Origin of the sequence: Nocardia implantans, assembly GCF_035544775.1 — a bacterium.
GTDB lineage: Bacteria > Actinomycetota > Actinomycetes > Mycobacteriales > Mycobacteriaceae > Nocardia > Nocardia implantans.
In genome coordinates this window covers 505506-520203 of record NZ_JAYKYQ010000001.1, presented here as the reverse complement: position 1 = coordinate 520203, position 14698 = coordinate 505506, and the positions used below count along the sequence as shown (strand labels likewise).

Genomic DNA, 14698 nt, shown 5'->3' with positions numbered 1-14698 from the left:
GTGCGAAACTGCCGGGCGCCTTGCCATCGGCCGCGCCTCGGGCGGGATCACACGTCGAGGAAGCGGACGTCCTTGGCGTTGCGGGTGATGAAGCTGCGGCGGGCCTCCACGTCCTCGCCCATCAGCACGCTGAACAACTCGTCGGCCGCGGCCGCGTCGTCCAACGTCACTTGACGAAGCACCCGGACACTGGGATCCATGGTGGTCTCCCAGAGTTCCTTCGGATTCATCTCGCCCAGACCCTTGTAGCGCTGGATGCCGTCGTCCTTGTTGATCTTCTTGCCCGCGGCGAGTCCGCGTTCGAGCAGGCCGTCGCGTTCCCGGTCGGAGTAGGCGAACTCCGGCTCGCTGCGCTGCCACTTCAGCTTGTACAGCGGCGGCTGCGCCAAGTACACGTGCCCGTGCTCGACCAGCGGACGCATGAAACGGAACAGCAGGGTCAGCAGCAGCGTGGAGATGTGCTGGCCGTCGACGTCGGCATCGGCCATCAGCACGATCTTGTGATACCGCAGCTTGCTGATGTCGAACTCGTCGTGGATGCCGGTGCCGAACGCGGTGATGATCGACTGGACCTCGTTGTTCTTGAGGACCTTGTCGATACGCGCCTTCTCGACGTTGATGATCTTGCCGCGCAGCGGCAGGATCGCCTGGTACATCGAGTCGCGGCCGGACTTGGCCGAGCCGCCGGCGGAGTCACCCTCCACGATGTAGATCTCGGACTTGCTCGGGTCCTTCGACCGGCAGTCGGCCAGCTTGCCAGGCAGCCCGCCGAGGTCGGTGGCGGACTTGCGCCGCACCAGCTCGCGGGCCTTGCGCGCGGCGACGCGGGCCTGCGCCGAGGACACCGCCTTGTTGACGATGGTCTTCGCGTCGGCCGGGTTGGCCTCGAACCAGTGCGTGAGGTGCTCGTTGCAGGTGCGCTGCACGAACGATTTCACCTCGGTGTTGCCCAGCTTGGTCTTGGTCTGGCCCTCGAACTGCGGCTCGCCGACCTTGACGCTCACGATGGCGGCCAGGCCCTCCCGGATGTCGTCACCGGTGAGGTTGCCGTCCTTCTCCTTGATGAGCTTCTTGTCCTTGGCGTACTTGTTGACCACCGTGGTCAGCGCCGCGCGGAAGCCCTCTTCGTGCGTGCCGCCTTCGTGGGTGTTGATGGTGTTGGCGAAGGTGTGCACCGACTCGGAGTAACCGGAGTTCCACTGCATCGCGACCTCGAGCTCGTGGCCGGTGCCCTTGCCGGTGAACGCGACGACCGAGTTGTGGATCGGCTGCTTGGTCCGGTTGATGTGGCGGACGAAGTCCTCCAGACCGCCCGGGTAGTGGTAGGTGCGGGACTTCACCTTGTGCTCGGCGGGCGCGGCGGCGTCCTCGGCGTGCTTGGGCGCCTCGGCGGTCTCGCTGACCACCTCGTCGGTGATCTCGGTGTCGCTGACCCGCTCGTCGGTGAGGACGATGGTGAGGCCCTTGTTCAGGAACGCCATCTCCTGCAACCGGCGCGCGACGGTCTCGAAGTTGAAGGTGGTGGTCTCGAAGATCTCCGGATCCGGCCAGAACCGGATGGTGGTGCCGGTCCGCTTCGTCGGCTCCCCCTGGATGAGCTTGCCTGGCTTCGCGTCCTTGTATTCCTGGGTCCAGTGGTACCCACCGGTGTCGACCTCGGCTTGCAGCCGCGTCGACAGCGCGTTGACCACGGAGATACCGACGCCGTGCAGACCGCCGGACACCGCGTAGGACTCGGAGTCGAACTTGCCGCCCGCGTGCAGCTGGGTCATGACGACCTCGATGGTGGGGATGCCCTGCGCGTGCATCTCCACGGGGATGCCCCGGCCGTCGTCGATCACTTCGACGCCGCCGTCGGCCAGCAGGGTGACCTCGACCTTCGTCGCGTATCCGGCCATCGCCTCGTCGACGGAGTTGTCGACGACCTCCCAGATCAGGTGGTGCAGACCGCGCTCACCGGTGGAGCCGATGTACATGCCCGGACGCTTGCGAACCGCCTCGAGTCCCTCGAGTACCGTGATGGAGGAGGCACCGTAGTCCTGCTTCCCGGTCGCTCTGGTCGAACCCGATGCGTTGGAGTCTTTGGCAGCCACTGGTCGGTAGCTCTCCTTACTTGCTGATCCCGGCATAGAGCGATCGGACAGCACACGTGGGGCCCTGGTGATGCCTGCTGGAGAATTAGGGTCCACGCGCGGACTGTGCGGAACGCGCCGAAGGTATCGCCGCTAGTTACGTCACCATCCTACTGGTACAGCCAACTTACAACCCACCTCCGACACCCCTCACGGCGGCGTAGATGCGAGAAATCGGAATTCGGCGACTCGGTTGCGCCTCCCGCCGGTTTCGATCCATCAGAAGTGGGCTGAGAGATGCGTTGACAGGTGGCGGTTTCGAGGCGCGGGGATCAGGCAGCGGCGTCGATCCTGGCGATGAACGCGGCGGTGTGGCGCGCCAGCTCCGCCGGGTGTGAGATCGGCGACCAATGCCGCGCGGGGATCTCGACCCGGCTCAGCCGCGGCACCCACCGGTCGGCCTCGGCGTTCGCCACGGGCCGCACGGCGCGGTCGCCGGTGGCCACGATCAACTGAACGGGCACTCCGATCGGGCGCGGCCGCGGATGGCGCAGGCGGGTCCGGATGTTCGCGCGATAGAGCTTCAGGTTGTTGACCATATCGGTGCGCAGCGTCGGCGCCGTCTCCACCAGGGCGGGATCCAGACCGTCGAAGAACCCGAGGAAACGCGGCCAGCGGCCGGACAGCACGCGCAGAACCGGGTCCGGCAGCTTGGGAATCTGAAAGGCGACGGTGTAGGCCGATGCCACGGCCTGGGCCAGCGCGCCGCGCAGCCGCGCCGCGGTGAGCGGACCACGCAGATACGCGCCGAGGAAATCCAGATTCGGGCCGGACACCGAGGTGAAGGACGCGATCACCGACGCGGCGTCCGAGGCGGCCACGACCTCCCATCCGAGCACCGACCCCCAGTCGTGTCCGAGGATGTGCACCCGTTCACCGGGCGCGACCGCGGCGATGACCGCGCGGACGTCGGCCGCGAGCTCTTCGATCCGGTAGGCCTCGACCGCTTCCGGCGCCGAACTGTTTCCCGCGCCCCGGTTGTCGAAGGCGATCACGCGATGACGCCCGCCGAGCAGGGCCGCCACCCTGCTCCACAGCAGATGGGTATCGGGCCAGCCGTGGATCAGCAGCACCGGCACCCCCTCGGGATTGCCGCATTCGTAGACCGCGAGCTCCACGTCGCCCCGGCGAACCGTACGGGTCGAGGTCGCGGGAAACGGGCCGACCGAGGTGGTGATCGTCATCGAGATTCCTTCTGCGCGGACGCTTTCGATCCGACGCCGAGGCTTTTCCGGGGACGTCGAACCGGGGCGTTCCACGTGAAACGCCGCTTCCAGATAAACGTAACACCCAGTATCAGGTACTTGCCACCGTGATCAGCCGTAGGTGTCGCGCGGTCCGCGACCTTTGATGTGACGCTCTCCTTTGCGCCAGCTCGGCGCGGCGGGACCGGAGATCTTCAGCGAGGTCACCACGCCTTGGCCCACCGCCGCATTGATCTTCGCGAGGATCTGGCTCTGCAGCATGCGCAGCTGAGTCGCCCATGCGGTCGATTCGGCCGAGATGCTCAACACGCCGTCTTTCAGGGTGACCGGCGTGGCGTGCGCGGCGATGTCCTCCCCGACCACTCCCGACCAGCGACCGAAGACCATGCCTTCGGCGACCTTCCCCGACCAGCCGCGACTTCTTGCGATGGAGCCGGCCAGCTTGGACAGAAGCTGTGGATCGCGGTCGTCCGGACCCGCGCCCGACCAGCCGGTGCGCCTGCGGGCGCCCGTCCGCAGCCTGCGCTGCGGCGATGAGCGCCCCTGGCCGACGGATTTTCCGCTCGCCCGTGCCGCCGCGCGCGCTTCCTCCAGGGCACGCCGCGCGAGGTCGATTCCGCGCAATTCGGGTTCCGATCCCGCGGATCCGGGCTCCCCGGACTGATCGCTCATCGTCCTCCTGCCTCCGTGTCCGATGATTTGTCCCCAGCTTCGATCAAGTTGTCCCCAACCGTTGCTCGAGATTGCCAGCCCCCCGGATCCGGTCCGATTCCTACCGAGGACACCCGGGCGAATAGCCTGTTCCACGCCCAAAACGGCGGTTTTGCGGCAAAGTTCTTCAACTTGCTCAGCTGTTGCTGACGCAGGTTCGGAGAGAGTGGGGCAGTCATGATCGGACGAGTTTTCCACAGGTGTTGGGGAATCGGTCTCAGCTGTTGAGAACTCGATCGGCGTTATCGACGACAGGTCACTGTAGTGGACCTGGGCGGTGGATGGCGATCTGCGCACTTCGCCTGCGGATGGCTACGGCGCCTGCGACTCGGTCGAACCGGTGACCGGATCGCCTTCGCCCTCGGTTGCCGAAGGCGTGGCATGCTCGTGCCGCCGCTCGCCGTCGAAATCGCAGTCGCCCGGCCGGTCCGCGGCGAGGATCCGCGACACACGGCCGTCGGGGCCGCCGGCCGTCTCGACGCGCAGCGGCACGGCGGCGAGTTCGGCGGGCACGTCCTCCGGCACGGCCGCCGTGATCAGCACTTGTTCCGCGCCCGCAGCTACGGCCGCCAGCGCGGCGCGGCGACGGCGGTCGAGCTCGGCGAACACGTCGTCGAGCAGCAGTACCGGTTCGGCGCCGGTGGCGCGCAGCAGTTCGAACGCTCCCAAGCGCAGAGCCAGGGCGAACGACCAGGACTCCCCGTGACTGGCGAAACCTTTCGCGGGCGAATCGCCCAGGATCAGATCCAGTTCGTCGCGGTGCGGACCGATCAGGCAGACACCGCGCTCGAGTTCCCTCGGTCGCGCGGCGGCGAGTTCGCGCAGCAGGATCGCTTCGAGCTCCTCGGTGTCCTCCGGGCGCGGCGGCCTGGCCGGATCCAAGAACTCCTGAGGCAGCGCTGCGCTGCGATAGGCGATCGAGGCGGGCCGCGATTCGGGGGCGATCGACGCATAGGACTGGGCGAGATAGGGCGCGAGATCGTGCACCAACCGCAGCCTTTGGGCGAGCAGGACGGACGCGTGCGCGGCGAGGTGCCCGTCCCACACGTCCAGAGTGCTCAGATCGGCCTTCGACCTGGCTTGCCGCCCCGCGGTTTTCAACAGCGCCGAGCGCTGGCGCAGCACCCGGTCGTAGTCGCCGCGAACCGCGGCCAGTCTGGGGAGCCGAGTTGTGCACAACTCGTCCATGAATCGACGGCGCTCGCCGGGATCGCCGCGAACCAGCGCGAGATCCTCCGGAGCGAACAGGACCGTCTGCAGGATCCCCAAAATCTCCCGGGGCCGGCGGACCGGTGAGCGGTTGATCTGCGCGCGGTTCGCACTGCCCTGATTGAGCTCGACATCGATGCGCAGTTCGCGGCCGGTATTGACCACCGTGGCGCCGATCCGGGCTCGCTCGGTCCCGGTGCGGATCAACGGCGCTTCCGAAGCCACCCGATGCGACCCGAGCGTGGCCAGGTAGCCGATCGCTTCCAGCAGGTTCGTCTTGCCGTTGCCGTTCGATCCCAAGAAAACGGTTCGACCTGGGGATAATTCCAGCTCCGCATGCTCCCACGAGCGGAAATCACGCAGCGACAGCGCTCGGACGAACATCCGCTATCGCGCTCCTGCCTGCGTCGAAGCGAACATTCCCGCAGTTCGACGCATTGCTTCCGCAGCTTGCGCAGACCGCGCGGCGAGCCACGGCCCTGTGGAACACCTGTGGATAAAGTGCGTCCTCAACGGTGCGGAGGTCGATTCCTCCGACGTCGCTGCGCGGTTTCCAGCGTCGTCACCGCTCGTTCGCGCTGGATCACGCGGAGCGGATCCGCCGGAAACCAGGTCGTGCACAGGCGATCAGCCCGGGAGCCGGACCGGCATCAGCAGATAGATGTACGGGCTCGACAGCGCCGCGAACGATCCGGAGTCGAGCACTTCCGGCTCTTCCTCCGAGGCGGGCAGCAGCACGGCGGGCCTGCTCGGCGTGGTGAAGCCGAAGGTGACCCGGTCGGCGTGCAGCGCGGACAGACCGTCGATGAGATAACCCGGATTGAACGCGATGGTCAGGGATTCGCCGCGGAAATCCGCCTCCAGCCACTCCTCGGCCCGGCCCGCGTCGTCGCCGCCCGCGGACAGCAGCAGGCCGTCGGCGGAGAACTCCAGCCGCACCTGCGCGCCACGTTCGGCGACCAGCGCGACGCGCTTGATGGCCTCGGTGAGCGCGGCGACGGCCAGGGTGGCGATCGAGGTGTGCTCCTTGGGGAGCAACTGACGGAACTTGGGGAATTCCGCGTCCAGCAGGCGGGTGGTGGTCCTGCGGCCCGCGTTCACGATGCCGAGCAGGCCGTCCGACCCCGTGCCGGTGCCGAGGGACAGCTGGACGGGCGCGTCGGAGGGGCCGAGCGTCTTGGCGGCCTCCGAGAGCGTTCTGGCCGGAATGAGCACCGAGGTCTCGATATCGGCCCGCGCCGGCTGCCATTCGATGTGCCGGACGGCGAGGCGGAACCGGTCGGTGGCCGCGAGCACGACCTGCGCCCCTTCGATCTCGACCCGGATACCGGTCAGCATGGGCAGGGTGTCGTCGCGGCCAGCGGCGACGGCGACCTGGCCGACCGCCTCCGCGAAAACATCCACACTCAGCGCACCGGTCTGCTCGGGAACTTCGGGCAGCTGGGGATAATCCTCCACCGGCATGGTCGGCAGGGAGAACTTCGCGCTGCCGCAGGTGATCAGCACGCGGGTGCCGTCGACGGAGACGTCGACGGGCTTGTTGGACAGAGCCTTGGTGATGTCGGCGAGCAGTCGTCCGGAGACCAGCACCTGGCCGGGGCCTGCGACCTCGGCCGCGACGCGCACCTGGGCGGAGACCTCGTAGTCGAAACCGGAGACGGTCAGGCCGTCCTCGTCGGCGACCAGCAGCACGCCGCCGAGTACCGGAACCGGCGGCCGGGACGGAAGACTGCGCGCCACCCAGGCGACGGACTCGGCGAAATCCTCGCGGGCGACCCGAAACTTCATGCTTGCAAGCTCCATGGCCCGATCTGTCCTCTCCCGGTTCCGTGATCTGTTGTCGGCTCGTCAGTGTCGGTGCTCGAAAGGGTCCTGCCGAATCGGCCGCCCTCGAAGTCTGGCACAGGCGACCGACATCAAACCGTACCCGCGCGAGGGACGTGCACCTAGCCCGACCCTCCGGTGCCGCGGATGGCCGAGCGTGAGCGAAGGCGAGTGGGGCAGGCGAGAACGGATCGAGGAGGGCGCGCCGCGAAGCGCGTGAAGCCCCATGGCGATCGGACACGAGAACCGCGATCCGGGTCCGGGTCTGTCCCGTCGTCCTTGCCGGAAACCGGGAGCGCACCGCGACGTGCGTCGCTCGGCCGACTTTCCACACACCCTGTTTTGAAGAGAGATCTCTAATGAGAAGAACTGAAGTAGTAGTAGGCGCTGTGGATTCTGTGGACTGCGGCCGAAACCGCTGTTCAGGGGGCGTGGTGCCGTGGGGATGACCGCTGAGTGTCTCGAGGATGAACACCGGGCGTCTGTGGAGGTTCCGAGGTTGTCCCGGATTCATCCTCGAGCGCTCCTCGAGTTGTTCCACCGAATTCACCCGGTTGTGCACACATGTGCACGGATTCGTGGACAGCTCGAGGAATCCTCGAGGACTCCACACGGACTCCTCGAGGATTCCACAGGGCCAGATCCGGACACTCCCTGGTCAGCGGATGTGCGCAAGTCTGCCTGGGGAAACTGTTGAATTCGCCCTGTGAGGCAACCCGCGGGGGCGGTCGCCCCGACCTGTGCACGAATCGGTGGACAAACCGGTGGATTCCTCGAGGACTCCACAAGGATTCCTCGAGGAATCCACAACCCACAAAAAAGCACCGCCCCAGGTCAGGGGCGGTGCTCAGGTGTGGATGAGGCTCAGCGGGAGCGCTGCTTGATCCGGGCTGTGAGTTCCTGCACCTGGTCGTAGACGCGGCGGCGCTCGGTCATCTCCTTGCGCACCTTCTTCTCCGCGTACATCACCGTGGTGTGGTCGCGGCCGAACGCCTGGCCGATCTTCGGCAGGGACAGGTCGGTCAGCTCGCGGCAGAGGTACATGGCGATCTGCCTGGCCTGGGCCAGCGGCCGCGCTTTGCCGGGACCGGTGAGTTCTTCGAGCGTGGTGTTGAAGTACTCCGCCGTGACGGCCATGATCGTGGCCGCGTTGATCTCCAGGGCGGCGGTGTCCGGCATCAGATCGCGCAGCACCACTTCCGCCAGCGGAAGATCCAGCGGCTGGCCGTTCAACGAGGCGAAGGCGGTCACCCGGATGAGCGCGCCCTCCAGCTCGCGGATGTTGCGCTCCACCCGGCTGGCGATCAGCTCGAGCACGTCGTGCGGCACATCGAGCCGGTCCATCCGCGCCTTCTTGCGCAGGATGGCGATGCGTGTCTCCAGCTCGGGCGGCTGGACGTCGGTGATCAGCCCCCATTCGAACCGCGTCCGCAACCGCTCTTCGAGCGTGGCCAGCTGCTTGGGCGGGCGATCCGAGGAGACGACGATCTGCTTGTTCGCGTTGTGCAGTGTGTTGAAGGTGTGGAAGAACTCCTCTTGGATGCCTTCCTTGCCCTCGATGAACTGGATGTCGTCGACCAGCAGGATGTCGGTTTCGCGGTAGCGGCGCTTGAACGCGACCTTGCGGTCGTCGCGCAGGCTGTTGATGAAGTCGTTGGTGAACTCTTCGGTCGAGACATACTTCACCCGCATGCCGGGGAAGAGCCGCTGTGCGTAATGGCCCGCCGCGTGCAGCAGATGGGTCTTGCCCAATCCCGAAGCGCCCCAGACGAAAAGGGGGTTGTAGGCGCGAGCCGGAGCTTCGGCGATGGCGACCGCCGCGGCGTGCGCGAAGCGGTTGGACGCGCCGATGACGAAGGTCTCGAAAGTGTACTTCGCATTGAGACTGGCCGAGGACGTCGACGGAGTGGGCGATTCCTGCGACTTGGCGAAGTAGGTGGGCCAAGAGTTGCGGACGTTCACCACGGGCTCGTCGTCCTGCTCGCCGCGCGGGTCGCCCACCGGCTCCCGCACCGGCTCGTGCGCGAGGCCCGTGTCGTCGTCGGCGGTCTCGCGCATCGGCGCACGCAGTGGGCCGCGCACACCGGCCGGCGACGGCTCGGGCGTGAACAGTGACTCCTGCCCCGGCGGGATGGCAGGCTCCCGTCGCGGCGGAAGCCCGGGTTCGCGGCGCGGCGCGGCGTCTTGCCCGGACATCATGGGCAGTTCGGCCGTCGTGGCGTACTCGCCGCGCGGCGGATAGTCGGCGTGCGCGTACTCCGGCTGGCGGTACTCCTCCGGCGCGGCGAAGTCCTGCCCGTACTCGGCGCCGGGGTAGTCGGAGCCGTCGTTGTACCCGGACGCCGCGGGGAAGTCGGTGGGCTGTGCATAACGCGGCCCCGGGTAGGCATCGCGTCCGGGGAATTCCGAACCCGGGTAGGCGGCCGGAGCCCGTCCCTCCCGAGTGCGCTCCGGCCTGCTCGTCATCCGTGCGTGCCGCGGCGTGTTGCTCTGCCGGTCGACGGTCGGTGTGGTCGGGGCGGCGATACGCACGCCGAGTCCTTCCACCTGAGGGCCGAGCCGGCGGCCGAGAGAGCGGAGGATGGGCTCGCGCAGATCGCGTTCGATGGCCTCCTGTGCCAGCGACGACGGCACGGAAAGCAGCGCGAATCCCTGTGCGACCGTCAGCGGCTTGACCAGCTTGAGCCAGGCCTGCTGTGCTCGGGTCACCGGAGGAATGGCGCCGTCGGGCGACCCGGTGGTCAGCTCGGTGACCACCTCGGGCCACACCGTGGCCAGCACGTTCTGCTCGTCGTCCATGCAGTTTCCTCCCCGGAGTAGGTCGATAGGAGCAGACGGCCGGGGCACGCGGGGAATGTGATGCTCGGGGTCGGTCCCGTGATCCTGCGTACGTCCGTAACCGGTTCGGACGCTGCCCGGGTCCCCCATCTGGACAGCGGCGTGGCACCGTCGGCCCTACGAATATGCCACTCCAGGGGTCTTTCCACACAATTATCCACAGATGTGGAGAACCCTGGGGAGCTGTGGAACGCGCACACGCGCGGGAAGGGCAACGCCACGACCTGCGGTTCTGCAGCAATCGCCTGGCTAAGTACCTTAGTGGCGTGGGGCGGGCGATGGCTAGGGGTGTGGACGAACTCACGGTCGTCACCGGAACGCCGAGTCCGGCGAGCCCGATTCGGCCTGGTCACCGGAGGCGAGCGAAGGGGTGGGCCGAGTTTGACCCGTCCCGAGCCGATCAGTACCCTCGTACAGTCACCCCTTGGTGCGGTGGCGGTCTTGTGCTGACCGCGTTTAGGTCGTGATCGACCGACTGTGCGCCAGGACCGACGCGCGCCGATGATGACCAGACCTGCGATTCATTCGCGCAATACACGTATCACCGACAACTTCGGGCACTACTCGGTGCCCGCCTACTCGAGGAGTGTTGACCGTGGCCAAGGGCAAGCGGACGTTCCAGCCGAACAACCGTCGTCGGGCGCGGGTTCACGGCTTCCGCCTCCGGATGCGCACCCGTGCGGGCCGCGCCATCGTCTCGGCGCGTCGCCGTAAGGGCCGCGCTTCCCTCACTGCCTGATCCTCGCTCTCGGACGCTCGGGTGTTGCCTGAGCCGTATCGGTTGCATCATCGTGCCGACTTCTCCCGGACGGTGCGCCGCGGCCAGCGAATCGGGAGGCGTGATCTGGTCGTGCATGCGCTCGCACACGGGTATGACGGAGTCGTGGGCGCGAATGGACGACACGATCAGATCCCGGGCGATGTGCTGGTCCGCGTAGGCGGACCGCGCTTCGGGTTGATCGTCAGCAAGGCGGTGGGCAACGCGGTGATTCGACATCGCGTCGCCCGCCGCCTGCGTCATATGTGCGCCCAGGTGGTCGACGAAGTGCCCGCCGAGACCGATGTCGTCATCCGCGCGCTTCCCGGCGCCGCGACCGCGTCGTCGGAGGACCTGCTGCGCCAGTTGCGCACCGCACTGCGCAAGCTCGGCGTCGGCGCCAAGGCGGGTATGTCGACGGGCGGCCCGGCATGAGCCTCTGGGCGAAAATCGCCGGACTGCCTGCGAACGTGCTGATCTTTTCGATCGAGCTTTATCGGACCTACGTCTCCCCCACCCGCATGCCGGTGTGCCGATTCACCCCGACCTGTAGCGAGTACGCGGTGACCGCACTGCGCACTCGGGGCCTGTTGATGGGGCTCGTATTGACGGTCGTGCGCTTGGCCAAATGCGCACCCTGGCACCCTGGTGGGTGGGATCCCGTCCCGGAGCGGAAGCGGAGCACGCATGGCGCCGAGCCGGCGGACGGGGCAGCGACCGACGCGACGTCGCAGGAGACGAGCCTGCCCGCCGGACCGCGGTCGGAGCCGAAAGCTTGTAAAGGATCGCCGCACGCGGTGATCGGCGACACGAACGACGGGAGTGCATAGAGCCGTGCTCGACTTCATCTATTACCCGGTGTCCTGGATCCTCTGGTTCTGGCATCGGGTCTTCGGGTTCGCGTTCGGCGCGGACAACGGTCTCACCTGGGCGCTGGCCGTGGTGTTCCTGGTGTTCACCTTGCGCCTGGTGCTCTACAAGCCGTTCGTCAAACAGGTGCGCACCACCAAGCAGATGCAGGAACTGCAGCCGCAGATCAAGGAGCTGCAGAAGAAGTACAAGAACGACCGCCAGAAGATGGCGCTCGAGATGCAGAAGCTCCAGAAGGAGAACGGCTTCAACCCGCTGATGGGCTGCCTGCCGATCCTCGCTCAGGTGCCGGTGTTCCTCGGGCTCTTCCATGTGCTGCGCTCGTTCAACCGCACCGGGCACGGCATCGGTCAGCTGGGCATGACGCCGGAGCAGAACGCGAACACCGCGAACTACGTCTTCAGCGCGACCGACGTCCAGTCCTTCCTGGCCGCCCGCATCTTCGGTGCGCCGATCTCGGCCTGGATCACCATCCCCACCCCCCAGCTGCAGGCCTTCGCCGACTACGGCGGCGTGCCGAGCAAGCTGAGCATCGCGCTCGTCGCGATCCCCTTGATGGTCATCGCCGGTGTGGCGACCCACTTCAACGCGCGTGCGTCGGTCGCGCGGCAGACGCCGGAAGCCGCGGCCAACCCGCAGGCCGCGATGATGAACAAGCTCGCGCTGTGGGTGTTCCCCCTCGGTGTGCTCGTGGGTGGTCCCTTCCTGCCGATCGCCATCCTGCTGTACTGGGTGTCCAACAACATCTGGACCTACGGGCAGCAGCACCTCGTGTTCGGTCGCATGGCGAAGGAAGAGGAAGCCAAGAAGCAGGCCAAGCTGGAGCAGCGCGCGCAGAACGCGCCCAAGCCCGGCGCCAAACCGGTCAACGTGAAGAAGAAGCAGGCCCCCGCCGCCGCTGCCGACACCGCAGCGGACGAGGACGGTGCTGTCGCCTCGACGAACGGCACCGCGAAGCCGGCGAAGCAGTCGGCCGGCCCGCGGCGTCCGGCCGGGCAGAAGCGGCCGGGCAACCGGGGCCGGGCGAACCAGAAGCGCAAGCGCTGATCGCATTATCGGTGGGCCGAGCCGCCCACCTCGATCGCTGAGCTACCCCTTGATCGCGAATACCGCCCGGCGGCGATTGCCCGGCGCGCGCGATGAGCAGATGAAGGAAATCAAATGACTGTTGAGACCGACGGAGGGGACGCCACCGTGGCGACGACGACGGCGAACGCCGGAGCGGACACCGGCGATGTCGTGAGTGATGCCGAGGAAGCGCTCATCGAGGAAGGTGAGATCGCGGGCGACTATCTCGAGCAGTTGCTCGACGTATTGGACTTCGACGGCGATATCGATCTCGACGTGGAAGGCGATCGCGCCGTCGTGAGCATCGACGGCGGCCGTGATCTGACGAAGCTCGTGGGACGCAACGGCGAGGTGCTCGACGCGCTGCAGGAGCTGACTCGTCTCGCTGTCCAGCAGGCGACCGGAGTGCGCAGCCGGCTGATGCTGGACGTGGCGGGGTGGCGGGCCAAGCGGCGCTCGGAGTTGAGCGAACTCGGCGCGGCCGCGGCGCAGCGCGTGCTGGAATCCGGGGAACCGGAGTCGCTGGCGCCGATGACTCCGTTCGAGCGCAAGATCGTGCACGACGCGGTGGCGGCTGTGGCGGGCGTCAGCAGCGAGAGCGAGGGCGTCGAACCGAACCGGCACGTGGTGGTCGTTCCCGGCTGAGACGCGGGCATCCCCGGAGCGGGCGGCATGTTTCGCAGCCTGGAGGGGTAGTGGTTGGATAGGGCCTCTGGTCTTCGGACCGGGGGCCTTGTTCGTGTCCGGAGCCCGATAGCTCGCTCGTAGACCGACCCGAGTTCGGAAGGATGTTTCACGTGGAACGAGATCTCGGTGGAACCACCGCGGAACCCGCGGAGCTGGAGCCACCCGCGTCGGCGGCCACCGTCTTCGGCGACCGACTCGATCTCGCGCGTCGATATCGCACGGCGCTCGCCACCGCGGGCGTGGAGCGCGGGTTGATCGGCCCGCGCGAGGTGCCTCGCCTCTGGGATCGCCACATCCTCAACTGCGCGGTGCTCGGCGAGTTGATCGCCGAGGGCGCGTCCGTGGTCGATATCGGTAGCGGTGCGGGCCTGCCCGGTATCCCGCTCGCGATCGCGCGGCCGGACCTCCGGATCACCTTGGTCGAACCGCTGCTGCGCCGAACCGTCTTCCTGAGTGAGTTCATCGAATCGGTGGGGCTGGACGTGACCGTGGTGCGAGGACGCGCGGAGCAGTCCGGCGTGATGAAGGAAGCCGGTGGCGCGGATGTCGTCACGTCGCGCGCGGTCGCCCCGCTCGCGAAACTTGCCCAGTGGTCCCTCCCTCTCCTCCGCGACCACGGGCACATGCTCGCCCTCAAGGGTGCGAGCGCGGCCGAGGAACTCGAACGTGATGGCGATGCGCTGGCGAAGGCCGGAGCAGGAAACGCGGTCGTGCTCGAATGCGGCGTCGGTCTGGTGACGACCCCCACGATGGTGATCAGTGCGGAGCGTCTCCCCCGCGCCGAGCGAGCCACCCGGCGTCGTGCCGAACGAGCGGTCGAACGTGACGGGAAGACGGCTCGCACCGCGACGACAGAGCGTGCGCGTAAGCGTGCGGCACGCAAGGCCAAGTAGAAGCACCGTTCGCGGCGGCGGTGCATTAGACCCTGGACCCGGGCACGTTTCGTCACCCTGACGGAACGGTTCGGTTGGGCGCAATGCGCGCGAGATTCCTCGTGGCGGTTCGCCTGGGTGTACGCGTGCACTCGGGGCATAGTGCGAAGGCGTCTGCCGTTCGGGCGTGGGATACGGATACAACTACGCCTCCGTCTTGTAGCTCGCCCACACACGCAACCTGCCGATGTTTCACGTGAATCAAAGCGGCGCGGGGCATCCCGACGCGGGATCTGTTGAGCATCAGCTATCGAGAGGTGCTCATGCGTCGCTGAAGGTTTCACGTGAATCAAAGCCCGGCCGCCGAGCGGTCTCTGCTCACGGGAACGGCGCGAGTTGCTAACCGACCTGAGTAGCCGTCGGCCCGGGGATGTTTCACGTGAATCCAGACCCTGCGGGCCGACGCTGCACTAAGGAACAGCGCGAGTTTCTGACCGACTGAGTAGTCACCCCCCCGGGGCGTTT

General features: G+C 67.2%; 11 protein-coding genes and 1 pseudogene. 6 read left to right on the top strand and 6 right to left on the bottom strand.

Translation table 11 applies throughout. The annotated features are described in order from the left end of the window. Window positions 1-47: 47 nt before the first annotated feature. The 6 genes and pseudogenes from gyrB to dnaA all read right to left on the bottom strand — a co-directional run. Window positions 48-2093, bottom strand: coding sequence for a DNA topoisomerase (ATP-hydrolyzing) subunit B (gene gyrB / locus U3653_RS02395; RefSeq protein ID WP_067810250.1), 2046 nt, complete (start codon window positions 2091-2093; stop codon window positions 48-50). Between the two features lie 311 nt (window positions 2094-2404). After that, window positions 2405-3316 carry an alpha/beta fold hydrolase gene (locus U3653_RS02390; protein WP_195079581.1) on the bottom strand — a complete coding sequence of 304 codons (912 nt, stop codon included), beginning with the start codon at window positions 3314-3316 and terminating at the stop codon, window positions 2405-2407. A gap of 132 nt (window positions 3317-3448) precedes the next feature. Next, a complete protein-coding gene (locus U3653_RS02385; RefSeq protein WP_195079580.1) occupies window positions 3449-4009 on the bottom strand; it encodes a DUF721 family protein in 561 nt (186 codons plus the stop codon). 351 nt (window positions 4010-4360) lie between these two features. Further along, window positions 4361-5641, bottom strand: a complete 1281-nt coding sequence (recF, locus tag U3653_RS02380) for a DNA replication/repair protein RecF (protein ID WP_195079579.1) — start codon at window positions 5639-5641, stop codon at window positions 4361-4363. 243 nt (window positions 5642-5884) lie between these two features. Continuing rightward, window positions 5885-7060 (bottom strand): DNA polymerase III subunit beta, encoded by a 1176-nt coding sequence (gene dnaN / locus U3653_RS02375; RefSeq protein ID WP_195079578.1) that lies wholly within the window; start codon window positions 7058-7060, stop codon window positions 5885-5887. A gap of 885 nt (window positions 7061-7945) precedes the next feature. Further along, a pseudogene (dnaA, locus tag U3653_RS33365) lies at window positions 7946-9037 on the bottom strand (chromosomal replication initiator protein DnaA); the annotation flags it as partial. A 1477-nt stretch (window positions 9038-10514) separates the two neighbouring features. On the opposite strand from dnaA, the gene rpmH reads away from it, so the two are divergent. The 6 genes from rpmH (at window position 10515) to rsmG (ending at window position 14194) form a co-directional block, all read left to right on the top strand. Then, window positions 10515-10658, top strand: coding sequence for a 50S ribosomal protein L34 (rpmH, locus tag U3653_RS02365; protein ID WP_006550910.1), 144 nt, complete (start codon window positions 10515-10517; stop codon window positions 10656-10658). Between the two features lie 21 nt (window positions 10659-10679). Next, on the top strand, window positions 10680-11111 hold the full coding sequence (rnpA, locus tag U3653_RS02360; protein ID WP_195079576.1) for a ribonuclease P protein component: 432 nt from the start codon (window positions 10680-10682) through the stop codon (window positions 11109-11111). Beyond that, entirely contained in the window at window positions 11108-11506 is a 399-nt protein-coding gene (yidD, locus tag U3653_RS02355; RefSeq protein ID WP_195079575.1) for a membrane protein insertion efficiency factor YidD, read from the top strand. The genes rnpA and yidD overlap by 4 nt, the downstream gene beginning before the upstream one ends. 4 nt (window positions 11507-11510) lie before the next feature. Continuing rightward, window positions 11511-12593 carry a membrane protein insertase YidC gene (gene yidC / locus U3653_RS02350; protein ID WP_195079574.1) on the top strand — a complete coding sequence of 361 codons (1083 nt, stop codon included), beginning with the start codon at window positions 11511-11513 and terminating at the stop codon, window positions 12591-12593. A 114-nt stretch (window positions 12594-12707) separates the two neighbouring features. Further along, the gene (locus U3653_RS02345; protein WP_323124346.1) at window positions 12708-13259 is read left to right on the top strand and encodes a Jag family protein; all 552 of its coding nucleotides are present in this window, start codon (window positions 12708-12710) and stop codon (window positions 13257-13259) included. A 143-nt stretch (window positions 13260-13402) separates the two neighbouring features. Beyond that, window positions 13403-14194, top strand: coding sequence for a 16S rRNA (guanine(527)-N(7))-methyltransferase RsmG (gene rsmG, locus U3653_RS02340; RefSeq protein WP_195079573.1), 792 nt, complete (start codon window positions 13403-13405; stop codon window positions 14192-14194). The last annotated feature ends 504 nt before the right edge of the window (window positions 14195-14698 follow it).